The organism is Microtetraspora niveoalba (assembly GCF_001570405.1).
Classification (GTDB): Bacteria; Actinomycetota; Actinomycetes; order Streptosporangiales; family Streptosporangiaceae; genus Microtetraspora; species Microtetraspora niveoalba.
The window spans coordinates 55,154-75,235 of record NZ_BBYM01000026.1; the positions used below are offsets into that span (position 1 = coordinate 55,154).

Sequence of the window (20,082 nt, forward strand, 5' to 3'; positions counted from 1 at the left end):
CCCGAGGGAGGACGGGTGTACCGGCCTTCGTGTGCCCGGCCGGCTCAGATGCCGGACCGAGCGCTGGACAGAGCGCCGGGCCGACCCGGCCGGGACCCCGTCAGGGGGCCGGGATCAGTGGGCCAGGTTGGATCCGAGAACGCGCAGCACGTCGGCGGCCTGGGTGACGATCCCGTCGATCAGCTCCTCGCACGAGGGCAGGTCGTCGATGAGCGCCACCACCTGGCCGGAGGCCATCACGCCGAGGTCGGGGCGGCCGTCCACCATGGCCGCCTTGAGCAGCATGGGGGTGTTTGCCGCCATCAGGACCTGGGACCAGGTGAGCTCCTTGCCGTGTTTCATGGCCAGCCCGTCGCGGATCATCCCCGGCCACGACATGCCGGAGATGCGGCGGAACCGCGCCGCGTTGCGCACCGCGCGGGCCAGCCCGGTCACCCGGCCCGCCCGCTCCAGCGCGTTCACCAGCGGCGTGCGCAGCACCCGGTGCGGCATGCCGTCCACCTGGCGGGTGACGACGGTCTCCGACGTGCCGAGGTAGGTCTGCTTGACCGCGTCCGGGACGGAACTGTCCTTGGTGAGCAGGAACCGGGTGCCCATCGCCACGCCGGCCGCGCCGTACGCGAGGGCGGCGGCCAGGCCGCGCCCGTCGAAGAAGCCCCCGGCGGCGATCACCGGGATGTCGACCGCGTCCACGACCTGGGGCAGCAGCAGCGTGGTGGCGACCGCTCCGGTGTGGCCGCCGCCCTCGCCGCCCTGGACCAGGACGGCGTCGGCGCCCCACGCGGCCACCTTCTCCGCGTGCCGCCGCGCCCCGACGGACGGGATCACCACGATCCCGGCGTCCTTGAGCTTGGCGATCAGCTCCTGGCGCGGGGCGAGCGCGAACGAGGCGACCTTCACCCGGTTCCTGATCAACAGGTCGATGCGGTCCCCCGCGTCCGACGCGTCGGCGCGCAGGTTCACGCCGAAGGGCGCGTCGGTGCGCGAGCGCACCTCGTCGATGGCCGAGGAGAGCTGGTCGAGCGTCATGGTGGCCGAGGCGAGGATGCCGAGGCCGCCCGCGTTCGCCACCGCCGACACCAGCCGCGGGCCCGCCACCCAGCCCATCCCGGTCTGCACGACGGGGTGGCGGACCCCGGTGAGCCGGGTCAGCGGGGTGTCCAGGACCTGCTCGATCACGCCCGGACCTCCCGGTCACGCAGGCTCCTCGGGTCGAGAACCTCGCGGATCAGCCGCAGCTCCTCGTCCGTGGGCTGCCGGGTCTCCGGCACGTCGCCGTCGATCACCAGGTCGAACCCGGTGGCGGCGGCGACCTGCTCGGCGGTCACCCCGGGGTGCGTGGAGACGAGCCGCATCGCCCCGTCCGGCGTGCCGAAGTCGAAGACGCCGAGGTCGGTCACGACCCGGCGCAGGCCGTGGAAGCGGGACGCCTCCGGCCCCAGCTCCGCCGCCCGGTCGTAGCCGACGCCGCTCACCATGTCCACCTTCGGGACGAACACCCGGGTGGAGTGCTTGGGGATCCAGTAGCTCGTCGGGTTGCAGATGGTGTTGCCGGGAGCGCCGCGCACACCGAGGAGCTGCGACTTCGGCCGCGCCCAGTCGCCGACGACCGAGATGTTGGTGTTGCCGTACCGGTCGATCTGGGAGGCGCCCATCATCACGTGCCTGCGGCCGTTCTGCACCAGCCACAGGTGGTCGCGGAACGGCATCCAGCCCTCGACGGGCCCGGACGGCGCGCCGAACGGCACCGGCTCGGCGGTGAGCATCGCCCCGCCGTCGGTGGTCAGCAGCCCCGGTTCGAACGTGAGCCGGGCCAGCCGGGCGCCCAGGATCGAGCAGGTGCCCATGGCCGCGGCCAGGATCTCGCCGTCGCCGCGCCACGCCTCGGCGCAGGCCACCACGCAGATCTCCGCACGGGTCGCGCTCATCGTGCCTTCCCCTCCTGCTCCTCGTGCCAGCGGCGGACCGCCTCCTGGTAGGCCGCCTCGTCCCCGCTCAGGAACCGCTCGGTGAACTCCGCCCACGCCTGCGGGTCGGCCGCGGACGTCGCGTAGTGCCGCTGGAACGCCTCGTCCCTCGCGCGGTCGGGCCCGCAGTCGGTGAAGTGGCCGCCGTTCGGGGTCTCCACCACTCCGGCCGTGTGCATCCGGCTGACGAGGAGCGTCTGCGGCGGGCCGTCCAGCTCGCCGGGGGCCACCAGCCGCTCGCAGCTCACGTAGCAGCGGCTCGCCGCCTTGGCGAACAGGTCGTCCATGTACGGGTCGGGGCCGAGGTACTGGCCGTTGCCCCGCGTGTCGGCCCGGTCCATGTGGATCAGCGCCGCGTCGAGCGTCAGCGCGGGCACCGCGAGGAGCTCCTCCCCGTCCTCGTACGGCGAGCGCACCGTGCGCAGGTCCGGGTTGATCCGCGTGACGTCCGAACCGAGCCCGGCCCTCGTCGGCAGGAACGGCAGCCGGTGGGCCGCGGCGAGCAGGCCGAACATGAACATGCCCTCGTCGTACTCGACGAACTCGATCGCGCCGCTCTGCCTGGCCGCCCTGAAGTGGGGCTCCAGCGGCACGGAGTCGAGCGTCACGAAGGGGGCGACGACCTTGCGGACCTTGCCCGCGGCGCACAGCAGACCCACGTCGGCCCCGCCGTACGACACGATCGTCAGGTCCTTGAGGGACGAGCGGTGGAGGGCGCGGACCAGCGCCATCGGCTTGCGCCGGGAGCCCCACCCGCCGATCCCGATCGTCATGCCGCTCTCCAGCGTCCCGACGATCTCCTCGACGGTCATGACCTTGTCAGTGCTCATCGGTCACTCACCACTCCTCATTCGCTACGCGGCCGGCCTCGTCCCTCAACCGACCACTCCGCTCACCGCGTCGGGTTCGCTCCGTCATCACGCCCCCTCGGAGACGAAGCTGTCGCGGTGCCGGTCGCCGGCGCCCATGAGGTTCAGCTCGAACGTGAAGCCCTGCTCGAACCGGTAGCTGCGGTGGACGTCGATCGGGTCGATGCCGTTCAGCGACTCCTTGGCCCGGCGGATCACGTACGGGTCCTTGCCGGCGATCTGGGCGGCGACCTCGAGGGCCGCGTCCCTGAGCCGGTCGCGCGGCACCACTTCGAGCACCGAGCCGTGCGCGTGCAGCTCGGCGGCCGTGATGTTGCGGCAGGTGTAGACCATCGCGCGCATCAGGTGCTGCGGGACGAGCCGCGCGAGGTGCGTGGCAGCGCCGAGCGCGCCGCGGTCCACCTCGGGCAGCCCGAAGTAGGCGTCCTCGGAGGCGACCACGATGTCCGCGTTGCCGACGAGGCCGATGCCGCCGCCGAGGCAGAAGCCGTGCACGGCCGCGATGACCGGCACCTCGCACTCGTACACCGCGGAGAACGCCGCGTAGCAGCCCCGGTTGGCGCCCACCAGCGCCTCGAACCCGGTCGTCGCCTGCATCTCCTTGATGTCCACGCCGGCGTTGAAGCCGCGGCCCTCGGCACGCAGCACGACGACGCGGGTCTCCGGCTCGCGCCCGGCCTGCCGTACGGCGTCGGCGAGGTCGAACCAGCCGCGCACCGTCAGGGCGTTGACGGGGGGCGCGTCGACGACCACCTCGGTGATGCCGTTGCCATGGTTCCTGGTGGAGATTCCCATACGCTACCTTTCCACCAAACATTTGTTAGAAATGACCGTAGCAGAAGGTACCGTGCCTGGACATGGCCGACCTGCCCCCAGCCGCCGCTGACAAGGAGAGTCTGAGAATGATCTGCAAGGACCGCGTCGTCATCGTGACCGGCGCCGGGCGCGGCCTGGGCCGCGCGCACGCCCTGGAGTTCGCCCGGCAGGGCGCCAAGGTCGTCGTCAACGACCTCGGCGTGAGCCGTTCCGGCGAGGGCGGCTCGGACGGCCCCGCACAGCAGGTGGTCGAGGAGATCCGGGCGCTCGGCTGCGAGGCCGTGGCCGACACCTCCGACATCGCGACGGACGCCGGGGCGCGGGCCCTGGTCGCCACGGCTCTGGAGACCTTCGGGCGGCTGGACGTCCTGGTCAACAACGCCGGGTTCCTGCGCGACCGCATGCTCGTCAACCTCTCGGAGGAGGAGTGGGACGCGGTCATGCGCGTCCACCTCAAGGGCCACTTCCTGCCGCTGAAGCACGCCGGGCTGCACTGGCGGGCCGAGTCCAAGGCGGGCCGGCGGCCGGACGCGCGGGTGATCAACACCTCGTCCGGCGCGGGACTGCTCGGCAGCGTGGGCCAGGGCAACTACTCCGCCGCGAAGGCCGGCATCGTCGGCCTCACCCTGGTCGCCGCCGCCGAGCTCGGCCGGTACGGCGTGACCGTCAACGCCATCGCCCCGGCGGCGCGCACCCGGATGACCGAGGAGGTCTTCGCCGCCACGATGGCCGCCCCCGAGGAGGGCGCCTTCGACGCGATGGCCCCGGAGAACGTCTCCCCTCTGGTCGCCTGGCTCGGCTCCCCCCAGTCCGCGGACGTGACCGGCCGCGTCTTCGAGGTCGAGGGCGGCAAGATCTGCGTCATGGAGGGCTTCCGCCACGGCCCCACGACCGACAAGGGGGCCCGCTGGGACGCCGCCGAGCTGGGCCCCGAGATCGCCGGGCTGCTGAAGGAGGCCGCCCGTCCCGAGCCGGTCTACGGCGCCTGACGGCCGGGCCGCACCGTCGCGCGGCGGCCCGGGCGCGCGTGCCACAGGCCCGCCGCGCCCAGGGCCGCTGCGACGCACGCGAGCGGGACCGCGGGCAGCATGTAGCGGTGGTCGAAGTCGAGCGCGGCGATCGGCCCGACGAACAGGAACATCGCGGTGGCCCACGGCAGCAGCGCCGGACGCCGCCGCCCGATCGCGCCGAGGCCGCCGAGCAGGAGGACCACGCCGAACAGCGGGCCGTGCAGCGCGTTCGGGTAGCGGTATGCCGCGAAGAACGCGTCGTAGGGCGCGACGGACGCCATCCCGCGGATGGCGGGGTCGTACGCCGCCCGGACCTGGTCGATGAGCGGGAACGAGGGCAGCGGCCAGGAGCCGACCGGGAGCGTCAGCGCCGGGACGACCCGCTTCGGGTGGCTCACGGGCGTCCACGCGAAGGCGAGCGACGCGTCGGAGACGACCGCGCGCAGGTAGTCGAGCGGCTGGACGGCGATGGCCCGCAGCGCGAAGGACCTGGCCAGGTCGTTGTGGGAGAAGCGGTCGCCCGGCAGCCGGTTGAGCGAGGCGTCCGCGGCCCACACGTACTCCCCGGCGGCGTCGACGACGGTGCCGTTCGGGCACAGCACCGCCACGTCGGCCGGCGGCTTGATCTTCGCGCAGTCGGCGAACGTCATCGTGCGCGCCCACAGCGCCACGCCGTCGGAGCCGCTGAGGGCGAAGCGCCCGTGGTGCTGCCGGTACCAGCCGGCGTAGGCGGCGAGCGGCAGCGTCCCCGCGACGGCCAGCGCGACGACGGGCCGCCATCCGACCCGCCGCACCACGAGATGGAGCACGAACAGGGCGAGCAGCGGCGCCGCGGCCGTCCGGGTGAGACCGGCCACCGCCAGCAGCACCCCGGCCACGGCGGCCGACCGCGCCGACGGCCTCTCCCGCCACATGAGGACCGTCAGCGCGGCGATGACGAGGAACGTGACCTGGGTGTCGGAGAGCACGGCGTGTTCGAGCCGCAGGAACGACGGATCGAACAGCACGGGCAGCGCGGCCAGCGTCGCGCCCCAGGCGGGCAGTGAGCGGCGGCGCAGCAGGAGATAGATCATCACCCCCATGCCGAGCCCCATGACGTGCTGCACGGCGGCCACCAGGGAGACGCTGTGGAAGGGCCACAGCAGCCGCAGGAAGAGCGAGTAACCCGCCGGATGGAACGCGCCGCCCGGCTTCAGGTGGACGGCCGTGTCGAGATACGTGAACGAGTCGTACCAGTAGAGCTGGGCGGTGGTGTAGCCGAGCATGACGACGGCGCGCAGCGCCGCCGCCAGGGCGATCACGACGGCGAACAGGCCGTGGCCGGTGCGCAGCGCCCGGCGCAGGCGGCGGCGCGCGCCGCCGGGGGCGACGGGATCGATCTCGACGTCGCCGGGTGAGGTGAGCATGGACGGTCCCCCGGTCCGTGGCCGGGCGGTTCCCGGCATAGGGGGAGAACTCCAGCGAATGATCGATAAACTCGGCGTCACCTGATCTGGTTACGTTCGCGTTATGGCGTGGCTGGCATGGTGGCCCGGTTCGACCGCATGGCATGACGGATGGCAGAGGAGAGCGCGGTGCGGATACTGGTCGCCGAGGACGAGCGGATGCTCGCCGACTCGATCGCGGAAGGGCTGCGCGGGGAGGCCCTGGCCGTCGACGTCGCCTACGACGGTGCGGCCGCGCTCGACCGGGTGCGGATCAACGACTACGACGTGCTGATCCTGGACCGCGACCTGCCGGGCCTGCACGGCGACGAGGTGTGCCGGGCCGTGGTGGCCGAGGCCGCGGATGTGCGCATCCTCATGCTCACCGCGTCGGGCGACGTGCGTTCCCGGGTCGCGGGCCTGTCCCTCGGCGCCGACGACTACCTGCCCAAGCCGTTCGCGTTCGAGGAACTGGTGGCCCGGGTCCACGCGCTGGGCCGCCGGACGCGGGCCGCCGACCCGCCGATCCTGGAGCGGGCGGGCATCCGCCTGGACTGGGCGCACCGGCAGGTGTTCCGGGACGGACGCTACGTGCCGCTCGCCCGTAAGGAGTTCGGCGTGCTGGCCGAGCTGCTGCGCGCCCGAGGGGCGGTGGTCTCCGCCGAGACCCTGCTGGAGAAGGTGTGGGACGAGCACATCGACCCGTTCACGAACACGGTGCGCACGACGATGATGAAGCTGCGCCGCAAGATCGGTGAGCCGTCGGTCATCGAGACCGTCACCGGGGTGGGGTATCGGATCCCGTGAAGAACAGCGTCCGGCTCCGGTTCGCCCTCGCGTGCTGCGGGGTCTTCGTCCTCGCCGGGATCATCCTGGTCGCGGCGCTCGCCTTCGTCGTACGGCAGAGCCTGGAACCGCGTGACGGGCTCCGGCAGCCGCGGCAGATCATCGCGGCGGGGCGCACCATCTGGCCCGGAACCGACGAGTACTACATCGCCGGGCAGCGGGTCGCGCAGGTCAGGCGCGTCTACCAGTCCGACGCGATCAGGAACGTGCTGACGTGGGGCGGCGTCGCGGTGCTCGCGGGCGGCGGGCTCGCCACGGCGGCCGGCTGGCGGGCCGCCGGATGGGCGATGCGCCCCGTCAGGTCGGTCACGGCGAGCGCGCTGCGCGTCGCCCAGAGCCCCGACCTCACCGAACGCGTCGCCCACAGGGGACCGGACGACGAGGTCAAGGAGCTCGCCGACGCCGTCGACCTCGTCCTGGCCAGGCTGTCCCGCTCGTTCGACGGGCAGCGGCGGTTCATCGCCAACGCCTCCCACGAGCTGCGCACGCCGCTCACCATCAACCGCACGCTGGTGGACGTGGCGGTCCGGCGGCCCGACGCGAGCGAGGACGTCAAGCGGCTCGGCGAGTCGCTGCTGGTGGTCAACACCCGGCACGAGCGGCTGATCAACGGCCTGCTCGCCCTGGCCGAGGGCGAGCGGGCGGTGCTCGACCGGCGGCCCTTCGACCTGGCCGACGTCGCCGAGCACGTGCTCGACCTGGCCGCCGCCGAGGCGAAGGAGCAGGGGGTGACCGTCCACCGGCTGCTCGACCCCGCGCCCACCGCGGGTGAGACGGTGCTGGTCGAACGGCTCGTGCAGAACCTGGTGGAGAACGCCGTCCGGCACAACCACGCGGGCGGCGAGGTGTGGGTGACCACGCGGCGGCGGGCCGACCGGGTGGAGCTGGTCGTGGCCAACACCGGACTGCCGGTGCCGCCGTACGAGATCGAGACGATCTTCGAGCCGTTCCGGCGGCTGCACGGCGACCGGCTGCGCTCGGACCGGGGCAGCGGCCTCGGGCTGTCCATCGTCCGGGTCGTCGCCGAGGCGCACGACGGCACCGTGACCGCCGAACCCCGCGAGGAGGGCGGGCTCACCATCGCCGTCGAGCTGCCGCAGGCGACCGCCTGACGCCCCCGCCCCGGCCGTCCGGACCGCGCCGCCGTCCGCCTCCCCGAGCGCGGCCGGCGCGACCACGACCGGACGGGTCAACGACCGGGGCGACCGGCGCCCCGGCGACCGGGTCAGGCCCGGGAGAGCTCCGCCTTCTGCACCTTGCCGGAGGCGTTCTTCGGCAGGCCCTCCACCACGACGACCTCGCGCGGCACCTTGAAGTTCGCGAGCAGGCCCCGGCAGTACTCGACGAGCGCCTCCGGGCTGAGCTCGGCCCCGGGACGCGGCACGACGTAGGCGCGGCCGACCTCGCCCATCCGCTGGTCGGGGACGCCGATCACCGCGGCCTCGGCGACCCCCTCGTACCGGGCGAGCACCTGCTCGATCTCGGCCGGGTACACGTTGAAGCCGCCGACCACGAACATGTCCTTGGAGCGGCCGGTGATGGTCAGGTTGCCGCGTTCGTCCACGCGGCCCCGGTCCCCGGTCACCAGCCAGCCGTCCTTGATGGCGCCGGCGGTCGCCTGCGCGTCGTCGAGGTAGCCGAGCATCACGTTGTAGCCCCGGACGATGACGTCGCCGTCCTCGCCCGCCGGGACGTCGCGGCCCTCCGCGTCCACGATCCGCAGCTCCACGCCGTCGATGACGCGGCCCGCCGTGTTCGCCACGGTCTCGTCGTCGTCGTCCAGCGAGCAGGAGGTGACCGTGCCGCACGACTCGGTCAGCCCGTACGCGGTGACGACCTCGGGGAACAGCTCGGCCCGCATCCGCTGCACCAGCGCGACCGGGACCACCGACGAGCCGGTGACCGCGAGGCGCAGCGAGGAGAGGTCGAACCGGGACCGCTCCGGGGCGTCCAGCAGCGACACGTAGATGGTCGGCGCCCCGGGCAGCACGCTGACCCGCTCGGTCTCGATCAGGCGCATCGTCTCGCCGGTCTCGAAGACCGGCTGAAGCACCATGGTGGCGGCCTGGAGCAGGCAGGCGAACACCCCCGCCTTGTAGCCGAACGAGTGGAAGAGCGGGTTCACGATCAGGTAGCGGTCGCCGTGCCGCACGCCGGTCCGGCCGCACCACGACCGGTAGGTGCGGACGTTCTGCTCGTGGGTGCACATCGCGCCCTTCGACCGGCCGGTCGTGCCCGAGGTGAACAGGATGTCCGCGACGTCGCCGGGCTCGACCGACCCCGCGACCTCGGTCGCCCGCTCGTCGGTGACGCCGGCCGCCCCGGCGAGGAAGGCGTCCCAGGAGGTCGCGCCGGGCCGGGGCTCGGCGTCGTACGTGACCACCGTGGCCAGACCGGGCAGCCCGGCGACGCCGCCGTCCGTGCCGCGGTTCGTGCCGCCGTTCGTGTCGCCGTCCGTGCCGACGACGCCCAGCATGTCCAGGTAGCCGTAGCCGAGGAAGCCGTCCTCGACGAAGAGCGCCCGGGCCCGGCTCCGCTCCAGCAGCCACCGCGCCTCGTCGCCCTTGTACCGGGTGTTGACCGGGACCACGACGGCCCCCGCGGAGAGCGCGCCCAGTGCGGTCACGATCCACCTCAGGCTGTTCGGCGCCCAGATCGCGATGCGGTCCCCGCGCTCGACACCGAGCGCGATGAACGCCTTCGCCACCTCGCGCGCCCGGTCCCGCAGCTCCGCGTACGTCACCCGCGCGCCGCCGTCCACGACGGCCTCGACGCCGGGGTGTTCACGCGCGGCCCGCTCCAGGACGGCCGGAATCGTCACTACGTCGTTTTCGATCATGCTTCCTGCCTTCGGTGGGCGCCTGTCTGTTCCGGTGGTGCGACGCCGCGACGACCATGGTCGCGCCCCGCCCCCCCGTCCCGCCAGACCCGTCCCGCTGGGCGGTACGGAACGTTCCGCCACTTGCCTCCCGCCCGTAGCCTCCGATAGGTCGGATTGACCGGTCAACGACGTCGATGAGAGGAACGCGATGAACGCGACGGTGGACTTCAGCGGCCGTGCCGTACTGGTGACCGGAGGCACCAAGGGCATCGGATTCGTGATCGCGGAGAGATTCCTTGCCGCGGGCGCGGACGTGGCCGTGTGCGGGCGCGGCGAGCCCGAGGTCCTGCCCGCCGCGGACGGCAGGACCGCGCGGTTCTTCGCGGCCGACATCCGGGACGCCGGGGCCGCCGCGGAGTTGGTGGAGCGGGTCGTGGCCGAGTTCGGACGGCTCGACGTGCTGGTGAACAACGCCGGAGGGTCGCCGGACGCGGACGCCGCCACGGTCTCGCCCCGCTTCGTCGAGCGGATCGTGGACCTGAACCTGCTCGCGCCGTTCTACGTGGCGCAGCCGGCCAACAAGGTGATGCGCGAGCAGGAGACCGGCGGGTCGATCATCAACATCGGCAGCGTGTCCGCGCACGACCCGCAGCCCGGCACCGCGGCCTACTCGGCCGCCAAGGCGGGCCTGCTCGTGCTGACCCGCGCGCTGGCGCTCGAATGGTCCCCCAAGGTGCGGGTGAACCACATCACGACCGGGCTCATCCGCACCGAGGCCGCCGCGCAGGTGTACGGCCCGGACGAGGGCGCCTCGGTCGCGAAGGTGATCCCCATGGGCAGGATGGCGGTGCCCGCCGACGTGGCGGGCGCCTGCCTCTACCTGGCCAGCGACCTGGCGGCCTACGTCACGGGCGCGGACATCGCGGTGCACGGGGGCGGCGAGATCCCGGCGCGCTACCTGGCGGCCCGGCCGGCCACCCCCTGACCGGCGCCCCGAACCGCGGCCCGGCCGGCCACGCCACGGGCGGCCGCCCATGGCGGGCCGCCCGGGTGGACGGCCCTGCGGGTCGCCACGGCCAGGGAGTGTCCGACGAATGCTCACCGCGCACGGCAGGGCGTCCGCCGGACCCGACCTAACCGCGGAACCGGGCCCGGCCACCGGAGATCGCCGTACGTCCGTCCGCGGCGGTCTCGAAGAGCACCGCCGCCGGGTCGTCCCGGTCCGTCCAGGCCCGCGCGTCCAGCCGGTCACCCGGGAAGACGGGGGAGGCGAACCGCCCCTCCAGCTCGACCAGGTCGGCGGGATGCGCGCCCACGGCCGCCGCCAGCGGCAGGGTCACCGCCGCCAGGGTGCACAGGCCGTGCATGAACGGCTTCGGCATCCCGGCCGCCTTCGCCACCTCGGGGTCGATGTGCATGTGGTGCCGGTCGCCCAGCAGGCGGTACAGCGCCGCCTGGTTGGGCGAGGTGCGGACCTCCAGCTCGTGGTCGGCGGGCGTCTCGCGCGGCTTGGGCCGGGAGGCGCCGCGCTCCCCGCCGAACCCGCCGCGTCCGGGCGCGAACAGCGACCAGGTGGCCTGGAAGCACTCGCTCTCCACCTCGACGTCGAAGACGGCGGCGCTGCCCTTGTCCCACACGGCCGCGACCCGGGCCCGCATCGTCAGCTCGCCGGACGCGGGCAGCGGCGCCCGCACGACCAGCCGCTGCGAGCCGTGCACGGCGGTCGTGACGTCGAACGCGCCGAGCGAGCCGAGCGCGTCCGGGGCCCACTGGGCCTGCGTCAGCGCGAACGTCGGCAGCACCCGCAGCCGTTCCTCGAAGACCAGGTCCAGGTCGGTGGCCGCCGCGCCGACGGCGAGCGCGTAGAGGATCACGTCCCGCTCGTCGTACACGACCGTGCGCTCGCCCAGGTCGTGGCCCGCCCACGCGCCCGCGTCCCGCTCCTTCGGGTTTCCGCTCACATCCGCCGTCATGCCGGCCTCTCCCCCGATCACTCGTCCACTCCCAGAACCAGGCCACTGGTGGGCACGCCCGTGCCCGCCGTGACGATCACATTGCGCACGTCGTCCGGCTGGTTCACCGACGTGCCCCGGACCAGCCGGACCGCCTCGGCGACGCCGTTCATGCCGTGCAGGTACGCCTCGCCGAGCTGGCCGCCGTGGGTGTTGCAGGGCAGCCGCCCGCCGAGCTCGAGATTCCCGTCCGCGATGAAGTCCTTGGCCTCTCCCGTCGCGCAGAAGCCCAGCTCCTCGAGCTGCGGGAGCACCAGCGGCGTGAAGTGGTCGTACAGGATCGCCGCGTCGATGTCGTCCGGGCCGAGGCCGCTCTGCGCGTAGAGCTGGCGCCCCACCAGGCCCATCTCGGGGATCCCGGAGATCGAGGGACGGTAGTAGCTGGTCATCATGTGCTGGTCCTTGCCCGAGCCCTGTGCGGCCGCCCGGATGATCGCGGGGGCGTGCGGCAGGTCGCGGGCCCGCTCCGCGGACACCACGACCAGCGCCTGCCCGCCGTCGGTCTCCTGGCAGCAGTCCAGCAGGTGCAGCGGCTCGGCGATCCAGCGCGACGCCTGGTGCTCCTCCAGCGTGATCGGCCGCTGGTAGAACCAGGCCGCCGGGTTGACGGCCGCGTGCTTGCGGTCCACCACCGCGACCCGGCCGAAGTCCTCGCTGGTCGCGCCGTACTCGTGCATGTAGCGGCGGGCGAACATCGCGACCCACTGCGCCGGGGTGCTCAGCCCGAACGGGGTCATCCACGCGTACGCGGCGCGGTCGGCGCTGGTGTCCATCGGCCGGTTCGCCTGGCCGAGGCCGTACCGCTCGCCGGACCGCTCGTTGAACGCGCGGTAGCAGACGACGACCTCGGCGACGCCGGTGGCGACGGCCATCGCCGCCTGCTGGAGCGTGCCGCAGGCGGCGCCGCCGCCGTACCCGATGCGGGAGAAGAACTTCAGCTCGCCGATGCCGGTGTTGCGGGCGACGTGGATCTCGCCGTTGGTCTCGGCGGTGAACGTGACCAGGCCGTCCACGTCGGACGGCTTCAGCCCGGCGTCGGCGACGGCGGCGAGCACCGCCTCGCAGGCGAGCTGGAGCTCGCTGCGCCCGGAGTCCTTGGAGAACTCGGTCGCGCCGATGCCCGCGATCGCCGCGGCGCCGGAGAGGGGGCTTGCGACGCTCACGCGTTGTCTCCCTTCGGGAGCCGTACGACGACGGTGCCGGTCACGTGGGGGCCGAGCGCGTTGACGCCGCGCACGGAGACCTCGACCCGGCGCTCCGCGTCGTCCTTCGCGGTGACCTCGCCGGTCAGCACCATGGTGTCGCCGGGATAGTTGGGCGCGCCGAGCCGGATCCGGATCGCGGCGACGACCGCGGCCGGGCCCGCCCAGCGGGTGACGAACCGTTCGACCAGGCCGTTGCTGGTCAGGATGTTCATGAAGACGTCCCTGGACCCGCGCTCGACCGCCAGCTCGGGATCGTGGTGCACGTCCTGGTAGTCGCGGCTCGCGATCGCGGTCGCGACGATCAGGGTCCTGGTCAGCGGGATCGACAGCTCGGGGAGCCGGTCGCCGACCGCGACCGCGTCGTAGGCGAGGCTCGGCCGCGTCGCGGCGGCCTTTCCGGCGGCCGCCGTCATGACGCCACCGGCCCGGCCGCCAGCTCCGCGCCGAGGCGGGAGAGGTCGGCGCCGGCCCCGCCCAGGGTGCAGGCGATCTGCTTGCCCCACAGGAAGTACCGGTGCACCGGGTAGTCGACGTCCACGCCGATGCCGCCGTGGACGTGCTGGGTGCGGTGGACGACGTTCAGCCCGGCCTCGTCCGCCCACCACTTGGCGACGAGCACGGCGGCCGCGGCGGGTCCGCCCTCCTCCAGCGAGGTGACGGCCTGCCACAGGGTGACGCCCATGGCCTCGATGTCGATGTAGCAGTCGGCGAGCTGGTGCTGCACCGCCTGGAACGTGGCGAGGGGCCGGCCGAACTGCCTGCGCTCGCTGAGGTAGCCGGCTGCGAGCCGCAGCGCGCCCTGGGCCACGCCGAGCTGGACGGCGGCCAGCGCGACCGATGCGCGTTCGACCGTCCAGTCGAGGACGCCGGAGCCGGGGGCTCCGACCGCCCGCGCGGGCGCGCCGTCCAGGGTCATGGTGCCGCTCAGGTCGTGGGTCGTGGTCTCGGCCCGCTCCCAGGTGACGCCGTCGGCGTCGGCGGCGACGAGGAACAGCCCGGTGCCGCTCTCGGCGCGGGCGGCGACCAGGACGTGCCGGGCGCCGAAGGGCGAGGGGACGACCGCCTTGACGCCGGTCAGCCGCCAGCCGCCGCCGGGCACGACGTCGGGCACCGCGCGGCAGCGCGGCTCGCCGGGACCCTGCGGGCCGAACTCCTCCAGCGCCAGGGTGAGCCGCGACGACCCGTCCACCGCGCCGGGCAGCAGGCTCTCGCGCTGCTCGGCGGTGCCGTACGCGGCGACCGCGAGTGCGCCGACGGAGGCCGGCCACAGCGGGACGGGCGCGACGGCGCGGCCCTGCTCCTCCAGCAGGACGCACAGCGCGGCGAGCCCGAGCCCGGCTCCCCCGGCCTCCTCCGGGGCGGTGATGCCGAGCAGCCCCGCCTTGGCCAGCTCGGTCCACAGGCTCTCGTCCACGCGTTCCGGCGAGCTCTCCACCTCGCGCACCCGCTCGGTGGTGGCGCGGTCGGTGAAGATCTTCCGCGCCAGGTCGCGGATCGCTTCGAGCTCTTCGTCAAGGGTGAAGTCCATCAGTGACCTTCCTGGGCGACCGGCCGGAACACCGGAAGCGACAACTCGGGGTCCGCGTCCACCCAGTCGAGGACGACCGGCATGTCGATCTCGACCTCCTCGGGGGTGACGCCGACCAGGTTGGTGATCAGCCGGGTGCCCTCCGCCAGCTCGACGACCGCGACGATCATCGGGAACTCGAACGCCGGGTGGCGGGGGTGGTGGTTGACCACGAAGCTGTAGACGTGCCCGTCGCCGGACGCCCGCACGGTGTCCCACTCGAACGAGCCGCACTCGGGGCAGCAGGGGCCGGGCGGGTGGCGCAGCGTCCCGCAGGAGGCGCAGCGCTGGATCAGCAGCCGGTGCTCGCGGGCGGCCTCGAACCAGAACGAGTTGTCCCGGTTGATCGCGGGTCGCGGCCGCAGCGCCTTCGGCTCGGCCTTCTCGGCGGGCTCCTCGGCGGCCTTCTCGGCGAGCTGCTCGGCGGGCTTCTCCTTGGGCTTGAACCGCAGGGTGCGCCAGCGCTGCGTGGCCACGACCTCGCCGTTCTGGTCCTGGTACGTCTTCAGTGTGGTCACGAAGCGTCCCGCGCCCAGGCCGGTCGACTTCTCCGGCGAGATCGACTCGACGACCTCCCGCATGCCGACGTGGTCGCCGGGCACCAACTCGCGGTGGAACTCGAACTCCGAGTCCGTCGCCACCACGGAGGTGTAACCGCCCTCGGCGAGCAGGGCCCACAGCTCGTCGGCGGGGCCGCCGCCGTCCTTCGGCGCCATCGTGGCCGCGTACCCGCGCATGACCCACGCCTGCGCCATGGACGCGGGCGCGACGACGCCGTCCCGGCCGGTGGCGCGGGCGGCCTCCTCGTCCAGGTGGATCGGGTTGTCGTCCTCCATGGCCTCGACCCAGTGCCGGATCATCGGCACGTTGACCGGGTCCTGGCCGGGCTTCAGCGGGTTGATCTCGCGCCCGACGAAGGCCAGCAGCCGGTCCTCGTACGACGCGCTCATGCGCCGCGCCCCAGCCGTGGGAGGCCGAGCCCCTGGGTGGCGACCATGTCCCGCAGGATCTCGTTCACGCCGCCGCCGAAGGTGTTCACGATGCCCTGGCGGGAGAGCTGCTCGATCTGCCCGGCGAGCGCCGCGCCGGGCGACTCGGGACGGATCCGCCCGGCCGCGCCGAGGATGCCGGTCAGCGTGCGCTGCACGTCGATGTGGGTCTCGGTACCGTACGCCTTGGCGGCCCCGGCGTCCGCGCCGGACAGGGCGTCACGGGCGACCGCGCTGGTCATCTTCCAGTTGAGCAGCCGCATCGCCTCCAACTTGGCGTAGGTGCGGGCGAAGTCCCGCTGCACCCACGGCAGCTCGATGGCGCCGTTCTCCTTGGCCCAGGCGAGGACGTTCTCCCAGAGCTGGATCATGCGGCCGCCGAGCGCGGCCAGGCCGACCCGCTCGTGGTTGAGCTGGTGGGTGATCAGCCGCCAGCCGCCGTTCACCTCGCCGACGACCTCGGTGGCGGGCACCCGCACGCCGCTGTAGTACGTGGCGGTCACGATCATGCCCCCGACGGTCCGGATCGGGCTCCACGAGAACCCGGGCGCGTCCGTCGGGACGATCAGGATGGAGATGCCCTTGTGCTTGGGCGCGTCCGGGTCGGTGCGGCAGGCCAGCCACACGTAGTCGGCGGTGTTCGCGCCGCTGGTGAAGATCTTGCTGCCGTCGATGACGAACTCGTCGCCGTCCCGGACCGCGCGGGTCGTCAGGGACGCGAGGTCGGTGCCCGCGTCCGGCTCGGTGTAGCCGATCGCGAAGACGATGTCGCCGGACAGGATGCCGGGCAGGAAGCGCTTCTTCTGCTCCTCCGACCCCTGGCTCATCAGCGTCGGGCCGACCGTGTTGACGGTGACGAACGGGAACGGCAGCCCGGCCCGCTGGACCTCGTCGAAGAAGACGTACTGCTCCTCGATCGAGCGGCCCTGGCCGCCGTACTCGGTGGGCCATCCGATGCCGAGCCAGCCGTCGGTGCCGAAGCGGCTCACCACCTCGCGGAAGCGGTCGCCTCCGACGCCCTCCTCGCCGACGCGGCGGCGTTCGTCCTCGGGCATGAGGCTCGCGAAGTAGCTTCGCAGCTCCATGCGGAGCTGTCGTTGCGCGGCGGTCTCGCGCAGATCCATGTTCCGCTCTCCTACTCGGTCTCTGGTCCGTGCCGGGCTACGGCAGGAAGCGCTGACGGCCGTTGGCGTGGAACTCCTCGCGCAGCGCGGCCTTGTCCTCGCCGGTCATCGGGGTGTAGTGCGGCTCGCCGCGGCCGACCCAGCGGTACACGGCGTCGCCGGATTCCCCGGTGCGCCAGCCGTCGTGCTGCATCTCCTTCTTGCGGAGCTTGCCGGAGCCGGTGGTCGGGAGCGCGTGGGAGACCCGGACGTAGCGGGGCGCGCCCTTGGTCCCGAGGTCCGCCTGCCCGGCGAGGAACGCGGGCAGGTCGAGGTCCTCGAAGGCCACGCCCTCGGGGATCTCGATCGCGGCCATCACCTGGTCGCCGGACCGCGCGTCGGGCACCGCGAAGACGGCGGCGGCGACCACGCTCGGATGGCGGCGCAGGACGCGCTCGGTCAGCAGCGCGGAGATGTTCTCCCCGTCCACCCGGATCCAGTCGCCGGAGCGCCCGGCGAAGTAGATGTAGCCCGCCTCGTCGATGTAGCCGAGGTCGCCGGTCCAGTACCAGCCGTGCCGCACCCGCTCGGCGTTCGCGGCGTCGTTCTTGTAGTAGCCCTCGAACTTGGCCGCGCCCTCGGTGTTGACGATCTCGCCGATCGCCTCCTCGGCGTTGCGGACCCGGCCGTGCTCGTCGAGCACCGCGCGCGGGCGCCGCTCCCTGGTGTCCGGGTCCACGACGACGACGCCGTCGTGAGCGGGCCGCCCGAGCGCGCTCGCCGGCCCGTCGGGCGCGAGCTGGATCATGCCCGAGCCCTCGCTCGACCCGTAGCTCTCGATCAGGCGGCAGCCGAAGCGGCGCAGGAACGCGGCCTGGTCCTCGGGCGACGCCTCGGTGCCGAAGGCGTGGTCGAGCGTGTTGTCCGCGTCGTCCGGCCGCTCCGGCGTGGCCAGGATGTACGCGATCGCCTTGCCCACGTACGTGAAGAAGGTGACGCCGTAGAACCGGACGTCGGGCAGGAACCCGGACGCGGAGAACTTGGGCACGAGGGCGACGGTCGCGCCCGCGGCCAGCGACGGCGCCCACAGCCCCATGAGGGCGTTGCCGTGGAACAGCGGCATGCAGCAGTAGGTGACGTCGTCCCTGGCCACGCCGTACTTGGCACAGTTGGCGTAGCCGAGCGCGGCCAGCCGGCCCTGGGAGCAGATCGCGGCCTTGGACGCGCCGGTGGTGCCGGACGTGAACAGCAGCAGCATCCGGGTCGCGGCGGTGATCCCGGGGTCGCGCTCCGGCTCGCAGGCGTGCGCGGCCACCCGCTCCGCGTACTCCTCGCGGTCCACGAGGAGGAAACGCTCGCGGTCCACGCCGATGTCGAGGCCGTCGAGCAGCTTCAGCCCGGCCTCGTCGGTGACGACGAGCTGCAGGTCGGTGTGCCTGACCTCCTGCTCCAGGTACGCCCCCCGACGGGTCGAGTTGATGCCGACGATCGAGGCGCCGCTGAGCGCGGCCGCGCCGAGCCAGAAGATGTACTCGGGCACGTTGTCGAGCAGGACCCCGACGTGGAAGGGGCCCTCGATCCGCAGCTCCCGGAGGAGGGAGGCGCGGGCGGCGCTCTCGCGCACCACCTCGTCCCAGGTCCAGGTGCGTACGCGGGTGCGCAGGCCCGGGCGGTCGTCTCCCACCCGGTCGAGCAGCAGGTCGGCGATCGTCTCTCGTCGCACGGTTTTCCGTTCTCCTCCTCAGGCCGTCGTGTTCCGCACCGGCGGCTGCGCGATCAGGGGGCCGGTGAGGACGCAGTGCGTGCCGCCGTAGATCGCGGTCATGCACTTGTTGCAGTGGATGCACAGGGAGCGGACGCTCTCGTCGGCCGTGATCCGGTTGATCAGGTCCGGCTCGCGCAGCAGCGCCCGCGCCATCGCGACGAACTGGAAGCCCTCGGACATGGCCTGGTCCATGACCGCCTTGCTCGTGATCCCGCCCAGCAGGATGAGCGGCATCTTGACGGCGGCGCGGATCTGCCGGGCGTCGTCGAGCAGGTAGGCGTCCCGGTAGGGGTAGGCGCGCAGGAAGTGCTTGCCGACCAGCTTGACGCCGAGCTTCACCGGCTGCTTCATGACCGCCGCGAACTCCCGCAGCGGGGCGTCGCCCTTGAACAGGTACATGGGGTTGAGCAGCGAGCTGCCCGCGGTGAGTTCGAGGGCGTCGAGGGAGCCGTCCCGCTCCAGCCACTGGGCGACCTTGATCGCCTCGTCGAGCCAGAACCCGCCGGGCACGCCGTCGTCCATGTTGAGCTTGGCGGTGATGGCGATGCGGTCGCCGACGGCGTCGCGGACGGCGCGGCAGATGTCCCGCGAGAGGCGGGCCCGGTTCTCCAGGCTTCCGCCGTACTCGTCCTTGCGGTGGTTGACCCTGGGGCTGAGGAACGAGCTGGCGAGGTAGTTGTGCCCGAGGTGGATCTCGACGGCGTCGAAGCCGGCCTCGATCGCCATCGACGCGGCGTGGCCGTGGGCCTTGACGATCCGGTGCAGGTCGTCCCGGGTCGCCGCTTTGGTGAAGCTCGTGGTGGTGGCGTGGAAGTGCCTGGTGGGGGCGAGCGCGGGCAGCCGGTTGGCCTTGGGGTTGGCGACCGGTCCGGCGTGGCCGATCTGGGCGGCGACCGCCGCGCCCTCGGCGTGCACGGCCTCGGTCAGCTTGCGCAGGCCGGGCAGCGCCTCCTGCGTCCACAGGATCTGGCGCGGGTCGGTCCGCCCCTCGGGCGCGACCGCGCAGTAGGCCACCGTGGTCATGCCCACACCGCCGGCCGCGTGGCGCACGTGGAAGTCGATGAGCTCGTCGGTGACGAGGCTCTTGCGGCTCAGCCCCTCGTAGGTGGCGGCCTTGATGATGCGGTTGCGCAGGGCCACCGGACCGAGCTTCGCCGGAGCGAGCACGTCCGGTACGTCATGGGCCCTGGGCGTCGTCTGAGTCAAAGGGGGATCCTCCGTCCGGACTCCGTCTCAGGGAGCACGGCTGACGTTAGCCAGCGGAGGGTCCCCCGACTCCGGGCAATCCCGCTGAACGGGAAGGCCGCGCGGGGCGGCCGCGGCGGGGGTCAGATCCGGCGGTCCGCGATCGCCTCCGCGATCTGGTCGGCCCGCGCCTGCCCCTCCAGGAGCTGGCGGAGCAGCCACAACCGCAGCACCCGCGCCACGGCCGCGGCGAGGTACAGCGCCGCGCCGGCCACGGTGAGCGCGGCGAACGCGGTCGCGAGCACCTGGAACGAGCCGACGTTGCGCAGGTCGTCCTGGGCCAGCGAGTTGACGTACGAGACGAACCCGCCGATCACGCCGGCGAGCATCAGGAGCACGCCGAGGACGCGCGACACCGCGTCGCCGCGCGACCCGTCGGTCTTCAGCTTCATGTCCGCCACGTCCGCCTTGAACTTCTCACGCCGTTCCTCGGTCAGCATTCG

At 73.0% G+C, this 20,082-nt stretch carries 19 protein-coding genes; 4 read left to right on the top strand and 15 right to left on the bottom strand.

From position 1 onward, the window contains the following. Positions 1-114: 114 nt before the first annotated feature. The 4 genes from AWQ70_RS25030 to AWQ70_RS25045 form a co-directional block, all read right to left on the bottom strand. Positions 115-1,176 carry an NAD(P)H-dependent flavin oxidoreductase gene (locus tag AWQ70_RS25030; protein WP_218004653.1) on the bottom strand — a complete coding sequence of 354 codons (1,062 nt, stop codon included), beginning with the start codon at positions 1,174-1,176 and terminating at the stop codon, positions 115-117. Beyond that, a complete protein-coding gene (locus AWQ70_RS25035) occupies positions 1,176-1,928 on the bottom strand; it encodes a CoA-transferase subunit beta (protein WP_067180513.1) in 753 nt (250 codons plus the stop codon). Before AWQ70_RS25035 ends, AWQ70_RS25030 begins: the two co-directional genes overlap by 1 nt. Beyond that, positions 1,925-2,797, bottom strand: coding sequence for a CoA transferase subunit A (locus tag AWQ70_RS25040; RefSeq protein ID WP_067180516.1), 873 nt, complete (start codon positions 2,795-2,797; stop codon positions 1,925-1,927). The genes AWQ70_RS25035 and AWQ70_RS25040 overlap by 4 nt, the downstream gene beginning before the upstream one ends. Before the next feature lie 87 nt (positions 2,798-2,884). Further along, positions 2,885-3,631, bottom strand: coding sequence for an enoyl-CoA hydratase family protein (locus AWQ70_RS25045; RefSeq protein WP_067180517.1), 747 nt, complete (start codon positions 3,629-3,631; stop codon positions 2,885-2,887). 107 nt (positions 3,632-3,738) lie between these two features. Between AWQ70_RS25045 and AWQ70_RS25050 the strand changes: the two genes are divergently transcribed. Next, complete coding sequence (locus AWQ70_RS25050) at positions 3,739-4,641, top strand: SDR family oxidoreductase (protein ID WP_067180519.1); 903 nt, start codon at positions 3,739-3,741, stop codon at positions 4,639-4,641. Here the strand turns inward: AWQ70_RS25050 and AWQ70_RS25055 are convergent. After that, on the bottom strand, positions 4,629-6,068 hold the full coding sequence (locus AWQ70_RS25055) for a putative glycosyltransferase family protein (RefSeq protein ID WP_245647141.1): 1,440 nt from the start codon (positions 6,066-6,068) through the stop codon (positions 4,629-4,631). The genes AWQ70_RS25050 and AWQ70_RS25055 overlap by 13 nt on opposite strands. 168 nt (positions 6,069-6,236) lie before the next feature. Between AWQ70_RS25055 and AWQ70_RS25060 the strand changes: the two genes are divergently transcribed. Both AWQ70_RS25060 and AWQ70_RS25065 read left to right on the top strand, forming a co-directional pair. Beyond that, positions 6,237-6,893, top strand: a complete 657-nt coding sequence (locus AWQ70_RS25060; RefSeq protein ID WP_067180521.1) for a response regulator transcription factor — start codon at positions 6,237-6,239, stop codon at positions 6,891-6,893. Beyond that, positions 6,890-8,044, top strand: coding sequence for a sensor histidine kinase (locus AWQ70_RS25065; protein WP_067180523.1), 1,155 nt, complete (start codon positions 6,890-6,892; stop codon positions 8,042-8,044). Before AWQ70_RS25060 ends, AWQ70_RS25065 begins: the two co-directional genes overlap by 4 nt. Before the next feature lie 113 nt (positions 8,045-8,157). Here the strand turns inward: AWQ70_RS25065 and AWQ70_RS25070 are convergent, their stop codons facing one another. Beyond that, positions 8,158-9,771 carry a FadD3 family acyl-CoA ligase gene (locus tag AWQ70_RS25070; RefSeq protein WP_067180525.1) on the bottom strand — a complete coding sequence of 538 codons (1,614 nt, stop codon included), beginning with the start codon at positions 9,769-9,771 and terminating at the stop codon, positions 8,158-8,160. Between the two features lie 190 nt (positions 9,772-9,961). Between AWQ70_RS25070 and AWQ70_RS25075 the strand changes: the two genes are divergently transcribed. Further along, a complete protein-coding gene (locus AWQ70_RS25075) occupies positions 9,962-10,738 on the top strand; it encodes an SDR family oxidoreductase (protein WP_067180528.1) in 777 nt (258 codons plus the stop codon). Between the two features lie 148 nt (positions 10,739-10,886). Here the strand turns inward: AWQ70_RS25075 and AWQ70_RS42095 are convergent, their stop codons facing one another. The 9 genes from AWQ70_RS42095 to AWQ70_RS25120 form a co-directional block, all read right to left on the bottom strand. After that, positions 10,887-11,726, bottom strand: a complete 840-nt coding sequence (locus AWQ70_RS42095) for a MaoC/PaaZ C-terminal domain-containing protein (RefSeq protein WP_067180693.1) — start codon at positions 11,724-11,726, stop codon at positions 10,887-10,889. Positions 11,727-11,743: 17 nt separating this feature from the next. Continuing rightward, on the bottom strand, positions 11,744-12,928 hold the full coding sequence (locus AWQ70_RS25085) for a lipid-transfer protein (protein WP_067180529.1): 1,185 nt from the start codon (positions 12,926-12,928) through the stop codon (positions 11,744-11,746). Continuing rightward, positions 12,925-13,383, bottom strand: coding sequence for a MaoC family dehydratase (locus AWQ70_RS25090; protein WP_067180531.1), 459 nt, complete (start codon positions 13,381-13,383; stop codon positions 12,925-12,927). The genes AWQ70_RS25085 and AWQ70_RS25090 overlap by 4 nt, the downstream gene beginning before the upstream one ends. After that, positions 13,380-14,498 (bottom strand): acyl-CoA dehydrogenase family protein, encoded by a 1,119-nt coding sequence (locus AWQ70_RS25095; RefSeq protein ID WP_067180533.1) that lies wholly within the window; start codon positions 14,496-14,498, stop codon positions 13,380-13,382. The genes AWQ70_RS25090 and AWQ70_RS25095 overlap by 4 nt, the downstream gene beginning before the upstream one ends. Beyond that, a complete protein-coding gene (locus AWQ70_RS25100) occupies positions 14,498-15,487 on the bottom strand; it encodes a bifunctional MaoC family dehydratase N-terminal/OB-fold nucleic acid binding domain-containing protein (RefSeq protein ID WP_067180535.1) in 990 nt (329 codons plus the stop codon). The genes AWQ70_RS25095 and AWQ70_RS25100 overlap by 1 nt, the downstream gene beginning before the upstream one ends. Continuing rightward, positions 15,484-16,650 carry an acyl-CoA dehydrogenase family protein gene (locus AWQ70_RS25105; RefSeq protein ID WP_067180538.1) on the bottom strand — a complete coding sequence of 389 codons (1,167 nt, stop codon included), beginning with the start codon at positions 16,648-16,650 and terminating at the stop codon, positions 15,484-15,486. Before AWQ70_RS25105 ends, AWQ70_RS25100 begins: the two co-directional genes overlap by 4 nt. A 37-nt stretch (positions 16,651-16,687) precedes the next feature. Next, positions 16,688-18,352 (bottom strand): steroid-22-oyl-CoA synthetase, encoded by a 1,665-nt coding sequence (gene casI / locus AWQ70_RS25110; protein WP_067180540.1) that lies wholly within the window; start codon positions 18,350-18,352, stop codon positions 16,688-16,690. Between the two features lie 18 nt (positions 18,353-18,370). Continuing rightward, positions 18,371-19,600 carry an NADH:flavin oxidoreductase gene (locus AWQ70_RS25115; RefSeq protein ID WP_067180547.1) on the bottom strand — a complete coding sequence of 410 codons (1,230 nt, stop codon included), beginning with the start codon at positions 19,598-19,600 and terminating at the stop codon, positions 18,371-18,373. Positions 19,601-19,722: 122 nt separating this feature from the next. Beyond that, positions 19,723-20,079: a hypothetical protein gene (locus tag AWQ70_RS25120; RefSeq protein ID WP_067180549.1), complete on the bottom strand. Its 357-nt coding sequence runs from the start codon at positions 20,077-20,079 to the stop codon at positions 19,723-19,725. Positions 20,080-20,082 lie beyond the last annotated feature (3 nt).